The organism is Actinoplanes sp. NPDC019969 (genome assembly GCF_055562375.1).
In genome coordinates, this window is the sequence record NZ_JBVHFK010000003.1 from 1 (window position 1) to 18,592 (window position 18,592).

Here is an 18,592-nt window from a genome sequence, read left to right on the forward strand (position 1 = left end):
CACCGAAATCGTCGAAACGACCGCAATCGCCGCATAAGATCAACACACACGGATCAGCGCTGGCCGCCTCTTACACCACGCCAGCGGACGTGACCTGCATCCGTCGATGTCTTCGTCGCGGTGGATGAGAGCCGGCCCGTCAGGCCTTCGCGTGGGCGATGGGACGCGACGCTCGGGGCGCTTCCCGATCTTGGGGATTCGACACCGGACCGAGGCGCACAAGATCAGCATCGCGCCCGTTCTTGTGCGCCTCGGTCCGGGAAGCCGGTGTTCCGAGCCCAAGATCGCGAGCCTTGCCGATTCTGGGCCAGAGAGGTCGGTGCCCCCGCTCAAGATCGCGGGCGACAGCCGTGCCCGGTTGCCCACCGCTCAAGATCGCCACTCGTGCAGCGCTCCATGGGAACTCGCGAGTGCCCCCGGTCGAGCTATTGCGGGCGGCACGGACATGACAGCGACCGCTAGAAGAACACCTTCGATTTGATGCAGGGATCGACACCCCATACGGCGTGACACATCTTGAATTCAACGGCGCCGGGGTGCCCCTTCGGGCCGAACTTGTTGTTGCCGACGACGACGGTCCTATTGCGCTGCACCGACTGCCGATTGCATGCGGTCGCGATCGTGGAATCACCGTCGCGGCCGTACGACGTGATGATCCGATATTCGACGTAAACGCATTTGCCGTTCTTGAGGAGGTCGCTGACCTCAACCTCCATCGCCACGTCGTAGCCCTGCATGAAGCCCGGCCGCGACGTCGACGTGGCACTGACCTTCGCAGACCCCCAGGATTGGTTGAGCGACGATCCCGAGGCGGCACTCGCCGGTGCGGCAGAAATGGCGATGAACGACGCCACGGCCATGGTCACGGCCTTGATCCGTACAATCCCCGACTTCATGTTCTCCCCTGGCTGCTGGAGCGTATTTCGGCAACCCGGTCATTTTGGCAAGTTTCAGGGAATCATCGATTCCTACGTTCGGCGGACCCTGAAAGAGCGGGAGGAATTCTCGACATCGTTACGGTTCAGGTGGGGGACAGCGCCGCGTCCATCGATGGGGTGTAGCGGGCGCTGCGCCCCTTCCCGGCGGCCTTGGCGGCGTACATGGCGACGTCGGCCCGGCGCAGCACCTCCACCGGATCCGCACCGGGCCAGCTCGCGGCCAGGCCCACGCTGCACCGCACCGGCAGTTCGTGGCCGCTGACCGAGACCGGCGCGGCCATCGCCGCGGTCAGGCGGTCGAGGAGCGCGTCCGGGCCGGCGGCCGAGGCCGGGCCGAGCAGCAGCGCGAACTCGTCGCCGCCGAGCCGGGCGACCACGTCACCGTCACCGGCCGCCGATCGGAGCCGCTCGCCGACGGTGACGAGCAGGCCGTCGCCGACGTGGTGGCCGAGACGGTCGTTGACGCCCTTGAAGTCGTCCAGGTCGATGAGCACCGCCGCGAACGGCTCCGCCGATTCCAGGGCGGCGTCCAGGCGCTGCTCGAACAGGCGACGGTTCACCAGTCCGGTCAGGGAGTCGTGGTTGGCCTGATAGGCGAGGCGGCGCTCGGCGTCGCGTACCTCCGCAAGGGTCTTGTCCAGCTCACGCAGCAACCGGGCGTTGTCGTAGAAGGCGAGGATCTGCCGGCCGACGACGATCCCGGTCAGAGCCACCGCGATCACGTTCACCACCGCGGACCTGCCGTGCGTGAGCAGGAGCAGGGCGTCGGTCGCGGCGACCGCCAGGTACGGCGTGAGGCTGAACGGGCGGCGAGGCTTGCGCGCCGTGACCGGGCGGCCGAGCAGCGACCGTTCCCGCTCCATCGCCAGGCTGAACAGGAAGAACGTCACCGGGACGCTGACCGCGACGGCATTCAGGTCCGGCCGCGCGGCGAGCCGCGGCAGCAGCCCGCCGACCAGCGCCGACACCACCACGCACGCGCCGAGATAGTAGAGGGTGCGCCGTTCGACGCCGCGGGCGCCGGCGATGGCGAGTTTGCTGAACGCCAGCGCGGCCGCGCACGCGAACAGCATCAGCCCGAGCACCGGCTCCGGCTCGCCGACCGCCGACACCAGCTGGTCGTAGTTGCGGAAGTACAGGTGCCAGCCGAACAACCCGACCGTCAGCACCACCACGGCGGCATCCAGACCGAACCGGATCACCGCGGTGCCGCGGATCGGGTCGCGGGACGGCAGCCGCAGCAGCGCCCACAACACGATCAGGATGGCGATGCCGAACAGCGTGTTCGCCGGCACGTCGAGGGTGACATGCGGCGGGTCCGACAGGGTGTCGTACGCCGTGACCAGCGCGGCCGTGACGATCACGATCTGCGCGGCGGCCAGGTGCCGCCAGAAGCGCCGGCCTTCCGGGGAGACGCCGGGACTGCGCGCCAGCCGTACCATCTGTGCCTGATTGATCAGGATGACCAGGGGCGCGAAGATCCAGCCGAGCCAGCCGGGACCCCACGGGGCCGGCGCGTTCGCGGCGAACCAGGCGACGCTGAGCACAGCCGCCGTCCCGGAGACGGCGGCGGGCAGGACGAATCCTGCCCGGCCACTTGCGTATCGCATCGCCCGCGTCCTCCCTGTCACCTCACCGGACCATCGGCCACGGGCCCGGTGAGGTGAGGAGGAGTGCGGGGAAGAGGTCAGCCGATGCGGACCTCGCCGCGGTTGAGCACGCGGGCATGGAAGTACGCCGCCTGGATCTCGGCGTTCGAGTTGTTGCCGCGCAACTGCTCGGACCAGACCATGAAGTACGCCCAGCGCGGCTGGCTCGTCAGCAGCGAGGCGGTCGGCACCTTCCCCATCTCGGCGATCGCGATCGGTTTGCCGCCCGCGATCGACTGCATCTGGGAGTAGTCCGACGACGACGGGTGGTTCTTGTACCAGACGTCGAGGCTGACCACGTCGGCGTAGTTCGCGCCCGGGTAGTACTGGGCCCAGTTCGCCGTCGGGTTGTCCTGCACGTTCCACACCCAGATCAGGTTGTCCAGGCCCTGGCTGTCGAAGTAGTCCTTCATCTGCTGGAAGATCTTCGAGCCGCCGTTGGCGCCCGGCCGGCCGCCCCACCAGTTCCAGGTCTCGTTCATCTCGTGGAAGGGCCGCCACAGCACCGGGACGCCGGCGTCCTTCAACTGCTTGAGGTACGGGACGACGGCCGCCATCCGGCTGCGCCAGGTGTTGTTGAGCGCGGTGCCGCCGGTGACGACCTGCTGGAACTGCGCGTCGGTGATCCTGGTCCTGACGCCACCCTCGAACTCGCAGGTGACCGGGCCGGTGGGGGAGCAGGCGTGCCAGGTCAGCGCGACCAGGGAACCGGCCGCCCACTGGGCCTTCGCCTCGTCGACGACGCGCTGCCGGTTGGCCTGGTCGGTGGCGCGGAACATCATCTCGCCACCCCACAGGCCGGGCCACTGGCCGGTCACGGAGTACGCCTGCTGGGTGTACTGGTTCGGCGCGGTGGCCGGTTCCTTGTTGTGCTGCCCGGAGACGATCGAGGTGCCGGTGATCGACCGCAGGTAGTTGAGCACCGTGGCTTTCGAGGTGGCCGGGAAGGCTTCGGCGCTCGCCGGTTGATGAAGGAGCGCGGCGCCGATCAGCACGAGAGCGGCGCCTGCCGCGAACACGGGACGGGTACGTCTCATCAGAACCTCCGTTGGGGGACTTCGATGGCCAGCATGTGACGGTCGCCGCACCCGTGTCAACATTAGATTAATAATCTAAGCATTTCGAAAACGAGCGACGCCGGCTCGCCGTGCTGTCGGGCTCAGCGTGTGGAGGTGCGCCTGACCAGAGCGATCCCCAGCACAGCGACGACGACGGTGCACGCGATCACGTTCGCCCCGTACAGGAAGCCCCGCGGTATCCCGAAGAGGTCGGCCTTTCCCTCGGTCAGCACGCAGATGTCGGCGATGAGCGTCAGGTACGGCACCACGATGATGATCGCCCGCACGAGACGAGGGAGGGGCTTGAGGACGCCGACGACGCTCTCTTCGACGGCGAGGGCGACGAAGAGGGTCGCCAGCACCTGAGCCAGCGTCGCGAACCGCCCGAGGTCGTCCACCGGGCCAGTATGGAGCGTCGGACCCGCCGCATCACCGTCCGGCAACCGACAGTTGGTTGCCACCGGTGACCCGCGGCGTACGTTCGGGTTATGGCCGGCGTCAGCTCGGTGGAGTGCGAGTGTGGGTTCCCCGTCGAGGGGAGCGGCTTCGAGATGATCTCCGCGGGCTTCCCGCACGACCTGGACGACATCGAGCGTATCGTCACCGGGGCCACTCGGTTCGCCGTGTGCCGGCGATGTCACGCCCCCAACGAACGCGTCGAGCGCATCTATGTGGTGACCTTCCGATCCGCGCGGCTGACGCTGCTGCGCCCGCCGGAGTCCTTCACCGACGAGCAGGTGAGCGGCATGACCGCGAGCCTGCCGGAGGACTGGACCGTACGGATCTGTCGCGACGTCGAGCGGTTCCGGACGGAAGCGGGATTCGCGGCGCTCGCCCCGATCCGCTTCGGCGCACTGTCCGAGCCGCCCCATGCCGGGCACCCGCTGCTCGCGCCGGCCGGGCGACGTGACCGGGACTATCACGCGGCGCTGGCGCTGTGCGGCAGGCCCGGGTTCCTGGTGATCACCAGCGTCCCCGGCGGCGCCTCCGGCGAGGAGGCGCGGGACCTGCTGGATGAGGCGCGGCGGTTCCAACTGGCGATCGGTTTCTTCGAGGTCCTGGCGGAGACGCCGCTGGAAGGCTTCGATCCGTTCGCGGCGATCGACGAGCACTTCGTGCCGGCCTGCTTCGAGGACGAGACGGTGCTGTTCACCATCGCCACCCTCATAGCCGGCGGCAAGGGACGCGGCGATCCGGTGCTCCTTGACGCCGCACTCGGCGCCGCGGCCGGTAGTCGCCGCGCACCGCGCCGGCGGGAGCTGGCCGAAGGCATGGTCGCACGCATCCGGGCCGGCGTCACCCCGCACGACGATCCGGCGATGTGGCGAGGGCTGGTGGACGGCGAGGACGTCTTCCGGGCGATCATGGCGGGCCGGCCGCGCCTCGAGGACGCCGCAGCGATCGACGAGATGATCACTGTGGCCCGCGTCCTCGGCTGTGCGGAAGATGTGTTGCGACGCTACACGGATCGACTACGGGTGGAGGGCACCGGCAACGCCCGGATTCTCGTCGAGAGCGTTCTCGCGGCGGCCACCGAGGATGACGCGACGACTGCTGCCGCGCTCGCGCACTTCGCAGGGGCGGTGCCGCTGGCCGAGGCCATGGAGATGTTGTCCATCCTGCTGGATCGGTGCGCGTCCCGGCCCGCGTTCGTCGTTCCGTTCCTGCGGCGGATCGCCAAGCGGTGGACCGTCGAGGGTGAGCCGAGCCGGGCCCTCGCCGTGCTCGACCGGGCGGCGGAGACTCTGCGCTGGGAAGGGACCGGCGGGCCGGCGGCCCTGCTCAACGAGAGAGGCAACGCGCTGCGGGCACTGTTGCGCGCGGACGAGGCGCTGGCAGCGTACGACGAAGCGCTCCGGCTGCTCGGCGGGCACGGCCATGACGACGACGCCCGAGTCGTACGAGCGAACCGCGCGCGGGCCCTGCGCGACGCGGGATACCTTCTCGCGTCGGTCTCCGCGTTCCGCGACCTGCTGGCCGCAGCGGAGGGACGGGAGCGGTTCGACCTGCTGTTCGGGCTCGCGCTGACGTTGCAGCGCAACGGCCAGTGGCAGGAGGCGCAACCGGTTCTCGACGAGGCGGCCGAGCTCGCCGGTGCCGAGCCCTTCGACGATCAGACGGCCCGCTTCATGCACGTCCGGATGGCCAACGCGCGGGCGCTGGGCCGGCGCGAGGAGGGGCCGCAGGTCCAGGCGGTGCAGGACAGCCCGTTCGTCTCGGCACGCGAGAAACTGCTCATGCTCGGCGCCGCGGCGGCAACCGCGTTGCGTGCCGGCGACGTCCCGGCCGCTGCACGAGCGACGACGCTGGAGCTCGCCGGAAAACTCGATCTCCCGGCACGGGCCGCCACGGACCCGGAGTTCGGCATCACCTGGGCCGACGCCGTCCGCCGGGCGGGCGATCCCGGTCTCGCCCGCCGGACCCTCGAAGCGGCGCTCACCGACCTGCGGCAGCCGGTTCTGGGGCTGCACGCCGCCGCTGTCGCCGCCGAGATGGCCATCGAGGATCGGCGATGGGATGACGCCGACCGGCATGTGCGGCAGAGCGCCGCGTTCGTGACGGGCATGATGGGCAGGGCAGCCGGGGAGTCCTCCACCACCGTCACCCTGGCCGACACCCTGTCGGACATGCGGAACCTCAGCCCTCTGCTGGCGACTGCGCCGGCCGGGGAGGTCGACGACCGGTTGCTCAGTGCCGTAGCGGACCTCGGCTCCTCGCTGCAGTTGTCCGTGCGCATGGCGCGCGAGCGATTGCCGGTGACAGGGGACCCGCGGGCGCCGGCCGGCACCAGGCTGCGGATCCTGCAGTGGCTCGACGGCGGCGACGTTCAGCTTCCCCTCCTGGCGGAGGTGGACGATCGCGGGGTGACCGTGCACCGCGGCGGCGCTCTGCGTACAGGCATCGTCCGGGGAGTGGGTGCGCGGATCGTCGGCCGGATGTACCGCTCGCTCATCCTAGAACCGTCCGACCTCATCGCCGATATCGCTGCGTTCCGGGCCGTCCAGGGCGCCGTCGCGGAAGCGATCGGCGGACTGCCGCTCGACGTCACGGCACCGCTGACCGTCATCCCTTCCGCGCCCATGCTGGGGATACCGCTCCACCTGGCCTTGCCGGGTTTCGACCTGGCGGTCAGCCCGAGCCTCTCGGTCGCCGTGGCGCTCGCCCATGCCGCGGCGGCCGGAGACACCCCCGCGGGGACGGTGGGCGAGATCCGCTGCTGGTGCCATGGGGACCAGCCCGGTCTCATCGACGCCCTGACTGCCGGCGGCGCGGAGCTCCGGGCAGCGTGTGAGCGTCGCGGCGCACCGTACGAGGTGGTCGCGCAGAGGGAGGCGACGCGGGCCGGTGTCGCAGGGCTGATCGAGAGGTCGACCTGGGTGAAGGTCAGCTGCCACGGCTTCGCCGCGCCCGCCGACTCCCGGTTCGCGCTGGTCCTGTCCGATGGGGAACTGGCGCCGCCCTCGTCGACGGAAGTGCTCCGCGACTCCGCGTACGGTAACCGCTATCTGTACGACTGGAGCGAGTTCGCCGGTTCCCGCAGCGGCTGCCGCGCGGTGCTCTCCACGGCGTGCATGACCGGCAGCACCGCCGCTACCGCGGGCGGCGAGCAGGTAGGGCTCGCACGAGCCTTCCTCCTGTCGGGTGTCCTCTCGTTCGTCGCGCCGCTGTGGCCGGTTGCCGCCGGTCCGGCGCAGCGGTTCGTCAACGAACTGCTGGGCCGTTGTCTGGACAGCCCCGATCTGCCCCTGGCGGCCCAGCTCCGTCTGACCCGGGACGCGCTGCGCGACTCGCTGCCTCCCCGCCTGGTCGATGCGTTCGTGCTGCACGGCCATGCGGGCCCCGTCAACCCGGCGAAGGGGGATGTCGATGGATGAGAACGACGTGGCGCACGCCCGTGAGCTGCTCGCCCGGCTCCAGGGCAAGGCGCTCGACGAGGCGGCACAGGTCTACCTGATGGACGTTCTCGACGCCGACCTGGAAGTCGACGTCACCGACCTGTGGAGGGGTGACTTCGAGGATCCCGGGGAGGCGGACCGGCTCGCGGCAGAGGCCACGGATCTGGCGCGGACCGCGGAACGCGGCGAGTTGCTGCGGCTCGCCATGCTGACCACGCTGGCCCGGCGTCCCGACACCGCGCCGTTGTTCGTGAAGTCGGTGGAACAGGCCGGCCAGGCGCTGTTCCTCCCGGAGATCGTCGCCATCACCCTGGCCGCCGCGTTCCTGATGCGCGAGTTCTACCGGTCCGGGCCGGACGAGGGGCCGCTGGACGAAGCCGCGTCCGGAGGGCGGGTCGCCGGGCTGCTCGCCAAACTCCGTGGTCAGAGCACCTAGACAGCCCCATTCCACCTGTCCGGGAGATCAGGGCGAGACGTCATACAACCTCGACCAACTCTCCTGGACAGCACACCCAGGGTGGGCCTGGTGATCGACTTGGCTGGAGATGAGAGTGCCGCCGGCTGGCGGCCGATGGCCGATCAGGTCCGCGAATGCGGCCGGTACGGCACGAACCCGCCGTCCCGGCCTTGATCGGGCTGTGGGAGAAAACGCCCCGGCCATCCGGTCGCGGTGACCGATCCGGCCGTCACCGGCCCCGCACTGGACGCCGCCGTGGCCGCGCTCGCGGCTCGGGCGGTTTCTCCGCCTCGACCGGCCGGACTCGTGAGCGGCTTTCGGCGTCACCCCCGGCCAGATCGTATGACCATCCGGGCTTCTGAGTAACGAACCTCATATATGCGGTGACACCACTGTGGATGATCGATAGCCTCGTCCGCGTCATATCCGAACGTGAGGAGATCTTCACAGTGCGTTTCTCCCGAAGGGTTGCCGGTGCCGTCATGGCCGCCGTCACGGCCATGACGGCGGTCGGCGCGCCCGCCTCGGCGGCCGCCTCCACCGGCAGCCTCGCCGGCCGGGTCGTCGACACCACCGGAGCCGCCGTCGCCGGCGCCAACATCTGGATCTATGCGGAGGCGGGCAACTGGGACCCGATCGCCGCGCTCACGACCGATGCCGCCGGTCGTTTCCGGGCTCCCCACCTGAAGGCCGGCGGCTACGAGATCCAGATCGGCCTGGCCGGCGCCTGGTCCGTCTGGGCGCCCGGCAACGTCGACGACCGGGAGGCGTCCGCCAAGTATCAGATCATGGCCGGCCGCACCACCCGCGCCGTCAGCACCGTAACCCCGCCCGGCCGGATCGCCGGGACGGTGACCACGTCGACCGGCGATCCGGCGGCAGGGGTCCACATCAGGGTCGACAGCACCGAGGTGTTCGGCGGGTGGGCGGAGACCGTCACCGCCGCTGACGGCTCCTACTCCGCCCCGCTGCGACCGGGCACGTCGTACATCGTCAGGTTCGTCAACGGCAGAGTCGCCCAGTACTCGCCCGGCGTCTTCTCGGAGCACCAGGCCACCGCCTACCCGGTGGCGCCCGGGCAGACCATCCGGGTCGACGAGCGTCTGGTGCAGCCGGCGTCGGTCACCGGTCGCCTTGTCGACGCCGCGGGAGCGCCGGTCGCCGGCGCACAGGTCCGGATCGACCTTCCGTGGAACATCGACGACCCGTGGACGACCACCGACGCCGACGGCCGCTACCGGGTCGACAAGCTGTGGCCGGAGACGGTGAAGGTTCAGTTCGTCCTCGCCGACGGACGCGAGCAGTGGGCACACCAGGCCCCCTCCGAGGAGACCGCCACCGAGTTCACGCTCGAACTGGGCACTGAGACCACGATCGACGACCAGTTGCTGCCGGTGCCGGCCCCGATCGGCTGACCGCCGGGCGGGGCACGCCTTCTCAGGGCGCGGCGGCGAGGGTCACCCTGGTCTCGGCCGCCTGGCCGCCGCGGGTGTAGGCGATGGTGACGGTGTCGCCCGGGTTCTTGGCGATGGTGATCGCGGCGATGTCCTCGGTGCTGGTGACCGGTTTCCCGTCGGCGCCGGTGATGATGTCGCCGGCCTGCAGCCCGGCCCGGGCCGCCGGCGCGCCGGGCACGACCGACCGGACGAAGACGCCGCCCTGGCCGTTCGGGGTGGCGGCGGGCGGCACGGTCACCAGGTTGAAGCCGAAGTACGCGTGGGTGACCCGCCCGGTCGCGATGATCTCGTCGGAGACCGCCTTCGCCAGGTCGGCCGGGATCGCGAACCCCAGGCCGATGCTGCCGCCACCACCGCCGCCCGTCTCCGGGTCCGGCACCGTGGCGCCGGCCGACGGCACGCCGATCAGCCGGGAGGAACAGTCCACCATGGCGCCGCCGCTGTTGCCGGGGTTGATCGCCGCGTCGGTCTGCACCGCGGACACCAGGACTGCCGTCTGCCCGTCGTCGCCGGGCACCTCGATGGTGCGGTTCAGCGCGCTGACGATCCCGGACGTGACGCTGTTCGACAGCCCGAGCGGGGCGCCCAGCACGACGACCGGCTGGCCCACCACGACGCTCTTGGACGATCCGAACGTGATGACCGGCAGCGACGCCTGGCCGTCGACCTTGATGACGGCCAGGTCGGCCAGGGGATCGCGGCCGGTGATGACGGCAGGCACCGACCTGCCGTCGTTGAACAGCACACTGACCTCGCCGCCGTCGGCCGCCAGCGAGATCACGTGATTGTTGGTCAGGATGTAGCCGTCATTCCGGATGATCTCCCCCGATCCGGTGCCGGCGGCCTGGCCGTTGCTCGCCGAGATCGTCACCACCGACGGCAGGGTCCGTTCCGCGACCTCGGTCGCCGAGCAGACCGCCGTGTCCGGTGCCGCGACCGCGGCCGGCGCGGCGCCCTCGGAGGGCCGGTTCGCCGCGACGACGACACCGCCGATGACCGCGCCCAGCACCAGCGCGACCGCCATGCCGGCCCAGAACAGCCACGATCGGCCGACGGAACGGCTCGTCGAAACCTCGGTCACGGTCGGTACCTCCGCCCTCGGGACACACGTCCCTTCAGCAAAGTGCCGCCGCCCCGGCCCCGGCATCGTCCGCCGGGGATGAATCGGCGGCTGCCGATGAGGCGGGCCATGGGCAGCGCCTCAGGGCGCGGGTTCGACGGTCACGGCGCCGGCCTCGGTGGTGACCTGGACCCGGTGCGCGGAGGCGGGGTCCTGGTCGACGGTGACCCGGGAACGGCCGCTCCCGGTGCCGACGGTGACCGCGTAGGCGACGCCGGCCGGCAGGCGCAGGCGTATCGCGCCCGCCTGGGCCCGCGCCACCAGGTCGGCCGGCGGTTCGGCGAACGTCAGCTCGGTGGCGCCGGCCTGGGTGCTCACGCCGACCTTCTCGCCGGTCAGGCCGGTGCCGCGGACCGCGCCGGCCTTGGTGGTCACCTGCACGGCGCCGGCCAGCCCGGTCATGGTCACCGCGCCGGCCTCCGCGGTGACCGTCGTGGCGGTGGCGGCCGGCACCCGGATCTGGTACTCCACGCCGCACCCGACGGTGTTGTTCCCGCAGCCGGACTCGGTCAGCGTCAGCGTCGTGGCGTCCACCCGGTGCGCGGTGACCGGCCGGGTGTCGCCGTACCGGTACCGTTCGGTGACCGTGATCGGCCCGGTTCCGGCCTCGATCGTGACCGCGGCGGCGCGGGCGTCGACGACCAGGGCGTCGACCGGCTGATCGATCCGGTACGACTGCTCGTCGGTGCGGGTGGCCACGTCGGCGCAGCCGGGCAGGGCGGCGAGCGCCACCAGCAGCACGAGCGGACCCCGCGGGTTGATGTGGGCGCGCATGCCCCCACGCTGGCAGCGGGCGCCGCGGCGGGGCAAGGTCGAGTGCCCGCCTTCGCGGAGGCCGGGTTCTGGCGTGCGCCCGACAGTGCGGCGGGCCCTTCCGGCGTACGGTGTGCCGCCGCCCGCAATCCTCACCTGCGGGCCCGCGCCGACGATGAGCATGCCGAACGAAACCCCCTGACCGGGCGTCACCCCGCACAGGTCACCCGCATGGTGACGACGGGATCGGTCACGCTGGACGACAGGTGCCAGCATGACGGCAGGTGCCAGCATGACGGCAGGCAGGCGGGGGACCTGCCGTACTCGTGTCAGAGGGGTGACCGTGACCGATCGCCGTACCTTCATCAGGGCGGGTGGCCTGCTGGCCGGCGGCGTCGCCGTCGCCGCCGTGGCGGCCGAGTCGGCGCGCGCGGCCGGCCCGTCCCTCGTGGTCCCGCTGCTGACCTGGCACGCCGCGCTCGCCAACCGGCGCTACGCCCCCGCCGTGGTGGCGGTGCTCGGTTCCTCCACCAGCGAGGGTGTCGGCGTGACCCGGCACGGCCGCGGCTACCCCGAGGTGCTCGCCGAGAACCTGCGCGCGGCGTTCCCGGTCGCGGGCGCGGGCGGCGGCGGTGGCTACGTGGCGGCGTGGGGCGTGCCGAAGCACTGGCCGGTCACCCTGACCGGCGGCGGGCTGAAGGTGAAGACCGCCGGCTGGGGCCTGAAGACGTGGGCGATGGACCGGGCCGGGCAGAGCGCCGCCTACACGTTCACCGGCACCAGCGCGCAGGTGTGGTTCACGGCGATGCCGGGCGGCGGCGCGTTCTCGGTGCACATCGACGGCCGCCAGGTGGGGGAGGTGTCCACGGCGGCCGGGACGGTCGACCGCGACGCCCGGTGGACGTCCGGGCTCATGGCCCGCGGCGAGCACACGATCGTGGTCACCAACCGGACCGGGACCAGCGCGATCCACGGGTTCGCGACCTTCGACGGCGACGAGGACCGCGGCGTTCAGGTCTTCAACGGCGGGCAGGGCGGCCGGACCAGCGGCGACTTCGCCGGCAACGTGGCGGGCTGGGCGCCCCGCCTGCGGTCGATCCGGCCCCATCTGGTGATCCTGCAGCTCGGCGTCAACGACTGGCGCATCGACGTGCCCGCCACGGTGATGAAGGACAACATCACGAACATCATCGCTGCGGTACGGTCGGCGGCCGGCACCGATCCGTCGTTCGTCATCTACGGGTCGCCCCGGGTCGTCGCCGGGCAGCCCGAACAGGATTTCGCCGTGTTCACCCGGGCCTGGCAGGAGATCGCGGCCGAGGACACCGGCGGGCCGGGCGGCGGTTCCGGCGTCGTCTACTTCGATCTGGCCGCCCGTCAGCTGCCCCCGTCGATCGACAACGCTCACGGCCTGTACTGCGACGACCTGCTGCACACCACCGACAGAGGGGCCGCGTTCACCGCCGACGCCCTGGCCGGATTCATTGCGCCGTGAGCCGTCAACAGCCAATCTAGGAGAAGTGGACGGCGGAAACATTCGCCGACTACCGTTCTGCCTTCGATCAAACGATGGGCGGATGACCGGATGCGGATACTGCTCGTGGAGGACGACCGCCGGGTGAGCGCGGTGATGACCACGATGCTGCAGAAACGCGGTTACGCGGTGGAGCACGCCGCCACCGCGACCGCTGCCCTCGAGGCGGCGCCGTGCGATCTGGTGCTGCTCGACCTCAACCTGCCCGACGGCGACGGCCTCGACGTGTGCCGGGCGCTGCGGGCCCGCAACGAGCATCTCGGCATCATCGCGGTGACGGCCCGGGGCGAGGAGCTGGACCGGGTCACCGGGCTGCGCACCGGCGCCGACGACTACGTGGTGAAACCGTTCTCGATGGCCGAGTTGCACGCCCGGATCGAGGCGTTGCTGCGCCGGACCGTACGCCAGGCGCCCGTCACCGCGACCGTCACCGAAGCCGGGCCCCTGCGCATCGATCTCGCCGCGCGGACCGTGGAGGTCTCCGGCGTCCCGGCGAACCTGACCCGCAAGGAGTTCGACATCCTCGCCTCGCTGGCCCGCCAGCCCGGCGTGGCGCTCACCCGGGAGCGCATCATGCTCGATGTGTGGCAGACCACCTGGTCCGGCAAGCACACCCTGGAAGTGCACGTGGCGTCGCTGCGCACCAAACTCGGCGACCCCGGCCTGGTTCAAACCGTCCGGGGGGTGGGCTACCGTTTGCGCGCCGGCTGATGCCGGCGATGTGACGGGGAGGGTTCCGTGCAGAGGCGGCTGGTCATCACCTACCTGCTGCTGCTGTGCATGGTGCTGCTCGCCCTGGAGGTGCCGCTCGCGGTCACCGTCGCCAGCCGGGAGACCGACCGGGCCGTCGCCGACCGGCTCGCCGACGCGACCCGGTTCGCGTCGCTGGCGGCGGCCGGGGTGCGCAGCGGCGATCTGGCCACCGTCGCCGGGGAGCTGAGCGGCTACTACGAGCTGTACGGGATCGGCTCCATGCTGATCGACCAGGACCAGCGGCCGCTGAGCATCCACGGCGACACCCCGGACGACCTCGGTCCGGCGATCCGCGGCGCGATGGCCGGGCACCAGGTCGGCATGCCCGAGACGCTGTGGCCGTGGACCGACGATCCGCTGGTGGTCGCCGTTCCGGTCAGTGACGGCGGGGCCGTGCTCGGCGTGGTCCTCACCGTGTCCCCGGCCGACCGCAACCGGCGTGCCGTCCTGTCGGTGTGGCTGGTCCTCGCCATGGGCGGGATGCTGGCGGTGGCCGCCTGCGTGACCACTGCGCACCGGCTCGCCGGCTGGGTGCTCAGACCGGTGACCCGCCTCGACGCCGCCGCCCACGAGATCGCCGCCGGGGACAGCGCCGCCCGCGTGCCGCCCGGGATGGGGCCGCCGGAGCTGCGGCGCATGTCGGCCAGCTTCAACGAGATGGCCGACGCGGTCGCCGAGGCGATGGAACGCCAGCGCTCGTTCGTCGCGCACGCCAGCCACCAGCTGCGCAACCCGCTGACCGTGCTGCGGCTGCGCATCGAGGACCTGGGCAGCCGCATCGAGGACGAGGAGCTGCGCGACGACCGGGAGACCGCCCTGGAGGAGACCGACCGGCTCGCCGACGTCCTGGACGGGCTGCTCGCCCTGGCCCAGGCCGAAACCGGCCGGCACGCGATGCGCCAGGCCGACACCGTCGCGGTGACCCGGGCCCGGGTGCAGGCGTGGCAGCCCTTGGCGGAGCGGCGCGAGGTGAAACTGTTCAGCCGGCTGCCGGAGGAGCCGCTGCCGGCCCGGTTCGTGGCGACGGCTCTCGATCAGGCGCTGGACGCGCTGATCGACAACGCGCTGAAGTTCACGCCCGCCGGGGGACGGGTGGAGGTGACGGTCACGGCCCGCGACGAGGGGGCCGAGGTGACGGTACGCGACACCGGCCCCGGCATGACCGAGGAGCAGTGCCGGCAGGCCACCGCCCGATTCTGGCGCGCCCCGGACGCGCAGAACGTCGACGGCGCCGGCCTGGGCCTGTCCATCGTGACCGCGCTGGTGGAGGCGTCCGGTGGCCGGTTCACCCTGGGCCCCGCCGGCGACGGCGGCCTGGTGGCGACCCTCTGGTTCACGGCTTGACCGACTTGTAATAGCGGGCCGCCCCCGGGTGCAGCGGCACCGGGGCCGTGGCGATCGCCGTGCGCAGGTCGAGGCGTTCGGCCGCCGGGTGCGCGGCCGCCAGCACCGCCCGCCGCTCCATCAGCAGCCGGGTCAGGTCGTACGCCAGGTCCTCGGCCATCGACTCCGGCGCGACCAGAAGGTTCGGCACGGCCACCGTCGCCACGGCCGGCAGCATGTACGCCGACGTGGGCACGTCGCGGACCACGTACACGTCGCTGTAGACGCGGCGCAGGTCCCGTACCCACTTCGACAGGTCGACCAGGCGGGTGCCGACGTCGGTGCGCAACTGCTTGATCCCGGTGACCGGCAGCCCGCCGGAGAAGAAGAACGCGTCGATCTGCCGCGCCGTCAACGCCTTGATCGAGTCGTCGAGGCTGAGCTGGCGGCGCTGCACCGCCTGGCCCATCGCGGCCACCGCCAGCAGCCGGTCGGCGGTCACCGTGGTCCCGGACCCGCGGGCGCCGACCGACACCCGCCGGCCCCGCAGGTCCTCCAGCGACAGGATCGGGCTGTCCGCGCGGACGACGAGGTGCAGCAGGTCGTCGTACACCCGGGCCAGCGCCGCCACCCGCGGCCGTGGGGTGCCGGCGGTCACCAGCACGTCCGCCTGGCTGAAACCGATCTCCGCGGCCCGCTGCTCGACCAGGAACAGGTTCTCCGCCGACGCCGCCGTCGCCAGCACGTCCACGTCGACGTCGGGCAGCTCCTGCTCGATGATCCGGCCCAGCGCGGTGCCGATCGCGTAGTAGACCGCGGTGGGGCTGCCGGTGGCGATCCGCACCCGGCGGCGCTCCGCATCGCCACCACCACAGCCGGTGACCAGCAGGCTTGTGGCGAGCCCGGCGAGTGCCGCACGGCGGCTGATTGCGGTCACGCTAGTTTTCCCCACGCGGGACGGCCCGGTCCGCGCAAGTTTCCCTCAAGTCTGCGCGGTGGGTGTACCGGCCGAACGGCCGATCGGCGAAGTTGTCGGGACAGCCTGTGAAAGGGGAGAGGCCGATGGACCGTACTGCGACGCTCGACCCCACCGCCGCCCGCGGCGTCGTGCTCGCCGGCGCCCTGCCGGCCGCCTTCGAATCCGCCTGCCTCGTCGAATGCGTCGACACCGTCCGCGCCCAGCGGCCCTCGGAGATCCGCCCGGTGCCGCGCGCCGGTGAGGCCCTCGCCGAGTTCGACCGCGAGGACCCGGCCGAACGCCTGGAGTTCCTGCTCTCCGGCCTGGGCTGCATGACCTGGCGGGACACCCGCTCCGGCGGGGAACGCCGCCGCTACCACGTGCAGCGCGTCCACGTGCACGAGTCGCAGCGCCTGGCCACCACCCGGATGCTCGACGCGGCCTGGCGGCAGGGCCGGCAGGCGCTGCTCGGCGCCGAACCGCTCGGCGCCTCCTCGCCCCGGCACACCCAGCGCCTCACCATGGCCCAGGCGGCCTGGCGGGCGGCGATGCTGGCCGCCGGTCACCGCCGCCGCCGGCACGTGCTGTCGGTGACGATCCGCGACCAGGAGATCGCGGCGGTGCTGGTCCGCGCGGCGCGGCTGCTCGGGGTCACCGCCGACGTCACCCGGCGCAGCTCCTGCGTGGTGGTCTCGGTCCCCACCGACGCCGCCGACATGCTTCCCGCCACCCCGCCCCGCCTCCGGTTGCGCGACTCCGCGCTGGTCTGACCTTTACATCGGGGGTACACAGTGCGCGCTCTGACCTGAGCGCGCACTGTTTTGTCACACCGCGGTCCTAGTGTGGTCGGCATGGCTGACGCAGAGACGTTCGTGATCGTCGGGGCGAGCCTGGCCGGGGCCAAGGCCGCCGAGACCCTGCGGGCGGAGGGCTTCTCCGGCCGGGTGGTCCTGTTCGGCGCGGAGGCCCGTCTGCCCTATGAGCGGCCGGCCCTGTCCAAGGGCCTGCTGCTGGGCTCCGCCGAGCCGGACAGCACCCTCGTGCACGACGCGAAGTGGTATGAGGACAACGACATCGATCTGCGCCTCGCCACCCGGGTGACCGGCCTCGACACGACGCGGCGGCGGGTGCGCGCCGGCACCGAGGAGATCGGCTACACCAGGCTGCTGCTGGCCACCGGCTCCACCCCGCGCCGCCTCCCGCAGCGCGGCGCCGTGCACCATCTGCGCACCTTCGACGACTTCCAGCGGCTGTCGGCCGCCCTCGGCGCCGGCGGCCACCTGACCGTGGTCGGGTCCGGCTGGATCGGGCTGGAGGTGGCCGCCGCCGCCCGCGAGCGCGGTGTCGCCGTCACGGTGGTCACGCCCGAGCCGGCGCCGTTGCACCGGATCCTCGGCGAGCGGGCCGGCGGCGTGTTCACCGATCTGCACCGGGCGCACGGCGTCGACTTCCGGTTCGGTGTTCAGGTGCAGCAGCTGCGTGGCGCCGGCCGGGTCGAGCAGGTGGTCCTCGACGACGGCGAGGCCTTCGACACCGAGCACGTGCTGGTGGCGATCGGCGCGGCGCCCGCTGTCGACCTGGCCCGGCGGGCCGGCCTGGCCGTCGGTGACGGGGTGCTCGTCGACGCGTTCCACCGCACCAGCGACCCGGCGGTCTTCGCCGCCGGTGACGTCGCCGCCGTCGACCACCCGCGCTACGGCGCCCGGGTCCGGGTGGAGCACTGGGCGAACGCGCTGCACTCGGGTCCCGCCGCCGCCCGCGCGATGCTCGGCAAGGGCGCCCCGTGGACCCTGGTGCCCTGTTTCTTCACCGACCAGTTCGACCTCGGCATGGAGTACGCCGGCCGCCTCACCCCCGGCACGTCCGCCGACCTGGTGGTCCGCGGCGACCTGGAGGCCCGCGAGGCGATCGTCTTCTGGCTCGTCGGCGGCCGGGTCGCCGCCGGGATGAACCTGAACGTCCGGGACGTCACCGACGACATCCAGGCCCTGATCGCCGCCGGTTTCGACGGTCACACCGTCGACCCGGCCCGGCTCGCCGACCCCGGGGTGCCGCTGCCCGATCTGCTGCCCCGAGATCAGGGCAGCACGACGCAGCGGCGGCAGCGCGCCTCGTAGGAGTAGGTGCCGTCGTCGGGCAGCGCCGTCGACGGCGCCAGCTCCCGGATCATCGGCTTGCCGTGCTCCAGGACCTGCGTGTGGGTGGCGTCGAGGGAGAAGCAGACGTCGCACACCGCCCGCCGGTGGATGACCCGTTCCGGCGCGAGTTCCAGCAGGGCCCGCACCGGGGCGAACATCTGGCCCCGGTGGTCCAGGTCGATCCCGGCGACGACGACCTTGATGCCGCGCCGCACCGCCACCCCGAGCACCGCGATGTCGTCGACGGTGAACATGTGGATCTCGTCGACGCCGATCCACTGCACGTCGCCGTCGGCCGCCCCGGCCAGGGACTGCACCTTCACCGTCTGCAGGCTGCCGCCGGACCGCGACGTCACCGCGGTGTCGCGCCCGTGCCGCGCCGACTGGTAGATGCGATGCGGGATGCCGGCATGCTGCAACGGCGACAGCAGGCTGATCATCTCCAGCGACTTGCCGCCCTTCATCGGGCCGAGAATCACGGTCAGGTCCACCCGTAAGACCTTGCCACCACCGCGCGGTCCGCGGCGCGCAGGGTGAGATCTTGTGACGGTGTCAGGC

At 71.8% G+C, this 18,592-nt stretch carries 16 protein-coding genes; 8 read left to right on the plus strand and 8 right to left on the minus strand.

Annotated elements, in window-relative coordinates; translation table 11 throughout:
* Positions 1 to 458: 458 nt before the first annotated feature.
* The 4 genes from ACZ3II_RS10075 to ACZ3II_RS10090 form a co-directional block, all read right to left on the minus strand.
* Complete coding sequence (locus tag ACZ3II_RS10075; protein ID WP_465517260.1) at positions 459 to 896, minus strand: hypothetical protein; 438 nt, start codon at positions 894 to 896, stop codon at positions 459 to 461.
* A gap of 125 nt (positions 897 to 1,021) precedes the next feature.
* Positions 1,022 to 2,548, minus strand: coding sequence for a diguanylate cyclase domain-containing protein (locus ACZ3II_RS10080; RefSeq protein ID WP_465517261.1), 1,527 nt, complete (start codon positions 2,546 to 2,548; stop codon positions 1,022 to 1,024).
* A 77-nt stretch (positions 2,549 to 2,625) separates the two neighbouring features.
* Positions 2,626 to 3,624 (minus strand): glycosyl hydrolase, encoded by a 999-nt coding sequence (locus tag ACZ3II_RS10085; RefSeq protein ID WP_465517262.1) that lies wholly within the window; start codon positions 3,622 to 3,624, stop codon positions 2,626 to 2,628.
* 122 nt (positions 3,625 to 3,746) lie between these two features.
* Positions 3,747 to 4,043, minus strand: coding sequence for a hypothetical protein (locus ACZ3II_RS10090; RefSeq protein ID WP_465517263.1), 297 nt, complete (start codon positions 4,041 to 4,043; stop codon positions 3,747 to 3,749).
* Between the two features lie 90 nt (positions 4,044 to 4,133).
* Between ACZ3II_RS10090 and ACZ3II_RS10095 the strand changes: the two genes are divergently transcribed.
* From ACZ3II_RS10095 to ACZ3II_RS10105, 3 genes are all read left to right on the plus strand, one after another.
* Positions 4,134 to 7,520: a CHAT domain-containing protein gene (locus ACZ3II_RS10095; protein WP_465517264.1), complete on the plus strand. Its 3,387-nt coding sequence runs from the start codon at positions 4,134 to 4,136 to the stop codon at positions 7,518 to 7,520.
* Positions 7,513 to 7,977: a hypothetical protein gene (locus ACZ3II_RS10100; protein ID WP_465517265.1), complete on the plus strand. Its 465-nt coding sequence runs from the start codon at positions 7,513 to 7,515 to the stop codon at positions 7,975 to 7,977. The genes ACZ3II_RS10095 and ACZ3II_RS10100 overlap by 8 nt, the downstream gene beginning before the upstream one ends.
* A gap of 503 nt (positions 7,978 to 8,480) precedes the next feature.
* Positions 8,481 to 9,413 (plus strand): carboxypeptidase-like regulatory domain-containing protein, encoded by a 933-nt coding sequence (locus ACZ3II_RS10105; protein ID WP_465517266.1) that lies wholly within the window; start codon positions 8,481 to 8,483, stop codon positions 9,411 to 9,413.
* Positions 9,414 to 9,435: 22 nt separating this feature from the next.
* Here the strand turns inward: ACZ3II_RS10105 and ACZ3II_RS10110 are convergent, their stop codons facing one another.
* Positions 9,436 to 10,536, minus strand: a complete 1,101-nt coding sequence (locus ACZ3II_RS10110) for a S1C family serine protease (protein ID WP_465517267.1) — start codon at positions 10,534 to 10,536, stop codon at positions 9,436 to 9,438.
* A gap of 120 nt (positions 10,537 to 10,656) precedes the next feature.
* A complete protein-coding gene (locus ACZ3II_RS10115; protein WP_465517268.1) occupies positions 10,657 to 11,349 on the minus strand; it encodes a DUF4097 family beta strand repeat-containing protein in 693 nt (230 codons plus the stop codon).
* Positions 11,350 to 11,671: 322 nt separating this feature from the next.
* Between ACZ3II_RS10115 and ACZ3II_RS10120 the strand changes: the two genes are divergently transcribed.
* The 3 genes from ACZ3II_RS10120 (at position 11,672) to ACZ3II_RS10130 (ending at position 14,959) form a co-directional block, all read left to right on the plus strand.
* A complete protein-coding gene (locus ACZ3II_RS10120; protein WP_465517269.1) occupies positions 11,672 to 12,823 on the plus strand; it encodes a GDSL-type esterase/lipase family protein in 1,152 nt (383 codons plus the stop codon).
* 90 nt (positions 12,824 to 12,913) lie between these two features.
* Entirely contained in the window at positions 12,914 to 13,573 is a 660-nt protein-coding gene (locus tag ACZ3II_RS10125) for a response regulator transcription factor (protein WP_465517270.1), read from the plus strand.
* Positions 13,574 to 13,600: 27 nt separating this feature from the next.
* Entirely contained in the window at positions 13,601 to 14,959 is a 1,359-nt protein-coding gene (locus tag ACZ3II_RS10130; RefSeq protein WP_465517271.1) for a sensor histidine kinase, read from the plus strand.
* Here the strand turns inward: ACZ3II_RS10130 and ACZ3II_RS10135 are convergent.
* Positions 14,949 to 15,866: a TAXI family TRAP transporter solute-binding subunit gene (locus tag ACZ3II_RS10135; RefSeq protein WP_465517898.1), complete on the minus strand. Its 918-nt coding sequence runs from the start codon at positions 15,864 to 15,866 to the stop codon at positions 14,949 to 14,951. The genes ACZ3II_RS10130 and ACZ3II_RS10135 overlap by 11 nt on opposite strands.
* 134 nt (positions 15,867 to 16,000) lie before the next feature.
* Here ACZ3II_RS10135 and ACZ3II_RS10140 point away from each other — a divergent pair, with 134 nt between their 5' ends.
* Together ACZ3II_RS10140 and ACZ3II_RS10145 are read left to right on the plus strand one after the other, a co-directional pair.
* Entirely contained in the window at positions 16,001 to 16,666 is a 666-nt protein-coding gene (locus tag ACZ3II_RS10140) for a hypothetical protein (protein ID WP_465517272.1), read from the plus strand.
* A gap of 81 nt (positions 16,667 to 16,747) precedes the next feature.
* Positions 16,748 to 18,013 carry an NAD(P)/FAD-dependent oxidoreductase gene (locus ACZ3II_RS10145; RefSeq protein WP_465517273.1) on the plus strand — a complete coding sequence of 422 codons (1,266 nt, stop codon included), beginning with the start codon at positions 16,748 to 16,750 and terminating at the stop codon, positions 18,011 to 18,013.
* On the opposite strand, the gene ACZ3II_RS10150 is transcribed toward ACZ3II_RS10145, so the two are convergent.
* Positions 17,974 to 18,525 (minus strand): thymidine kinase, encoded by a 552-nt coding sequence (locus ACZ3II_RS10150; RefSeq protein ID WP_465517274.1) that lies wholly within the window; start codon positions 18,523 to 18,525, stop codon positions 17,974 to 17,976. The two genes, ACZ3II_RS10145 and ACZ3II_RS10150, sit on opposite strands and share 40 nt — an antisense overlap.
* Positions 18,526 to 18,592: the final 67 nt, after the last annotated feature.

Excerpts from the sequence above, each read along its gene's own strand:
- ACZ3II_RS10100 (WP_465517265.1), top strand. The coding sequence starts at position 7,513 with ATGGATGAGAACGACGTGGCGCACGCCCGTGAGCTGCTCGCCCGGCTC.
- ACZ3II_RS10095 (WP_465517264.1), top strand. The coding sequence starts at position 4,134 with ATGGCCGGCGTCAGCTCGGTGGAGTGCGAGTGTGGGTTCCCCGTCGAG.
- ACZ3II_RS10125 (WP_465517270.1), top strand. The coding sequence starts at position 12,914 with ATGCGGATACTGCTCGTGGAGGACGACCGCCGGGTGAGCGCGGTGATG.
- ACZ3II_RS10115 (WP_465517268.1), bottom strand. The coding sequence starts at position 11,349 with ATGCGCGCCCACATCAACCCGCGGGGTCCGCTCGTGCTGCTGGTGGCG.
- ACZ3II_RS10080 (WP_465517261.1), bottom strand. The coding sequence starts at position 2,548 with ATGCGATACGCAAGTGGCCGGGCAGGATTCGTCCTGCCCGCCGCCGTC.
- ACZ3II_RS10105 (WP_465517266.1), top strand. The coding sequence starts at position 8,481 with ATGGCCGCCGTCACGGCCATGACGGCGGTCGGCGCGCCCGCCTCGGCG.
- ACZ3II_RS10145 (WP_465517273.1), top strand. The coding sequence starts at position 16,748 with ATGGCTGACGCAGAGACGTTCGTGATCGTCGGGGCGAGCCTGGCCGGG.
- ACZ3II_RS10075 (WP_465517260.1), bottom strand. The coding sequence starts at position 896 with ATGAAGTCGGGGATTGTACGGATCAAGGCCGTGACCATGGCCGTGGCG.
- ACZ3II_RS10140 (WP_465517272.1), top strand. The coding sequence starts at position 16,001 with ATGGACCGTACTGCGACGCTCGACCCCACCGCCGCCCGCGGCGTCGTG.
- ACZ3II_RS10085 (WP_465517262.1), bottom strand. The coding sequence starts at position 3,624 with ATGAGACGTACCCGTCCCGTGTTCGCGGCAGGCGCCGCTCTCGTGCTG.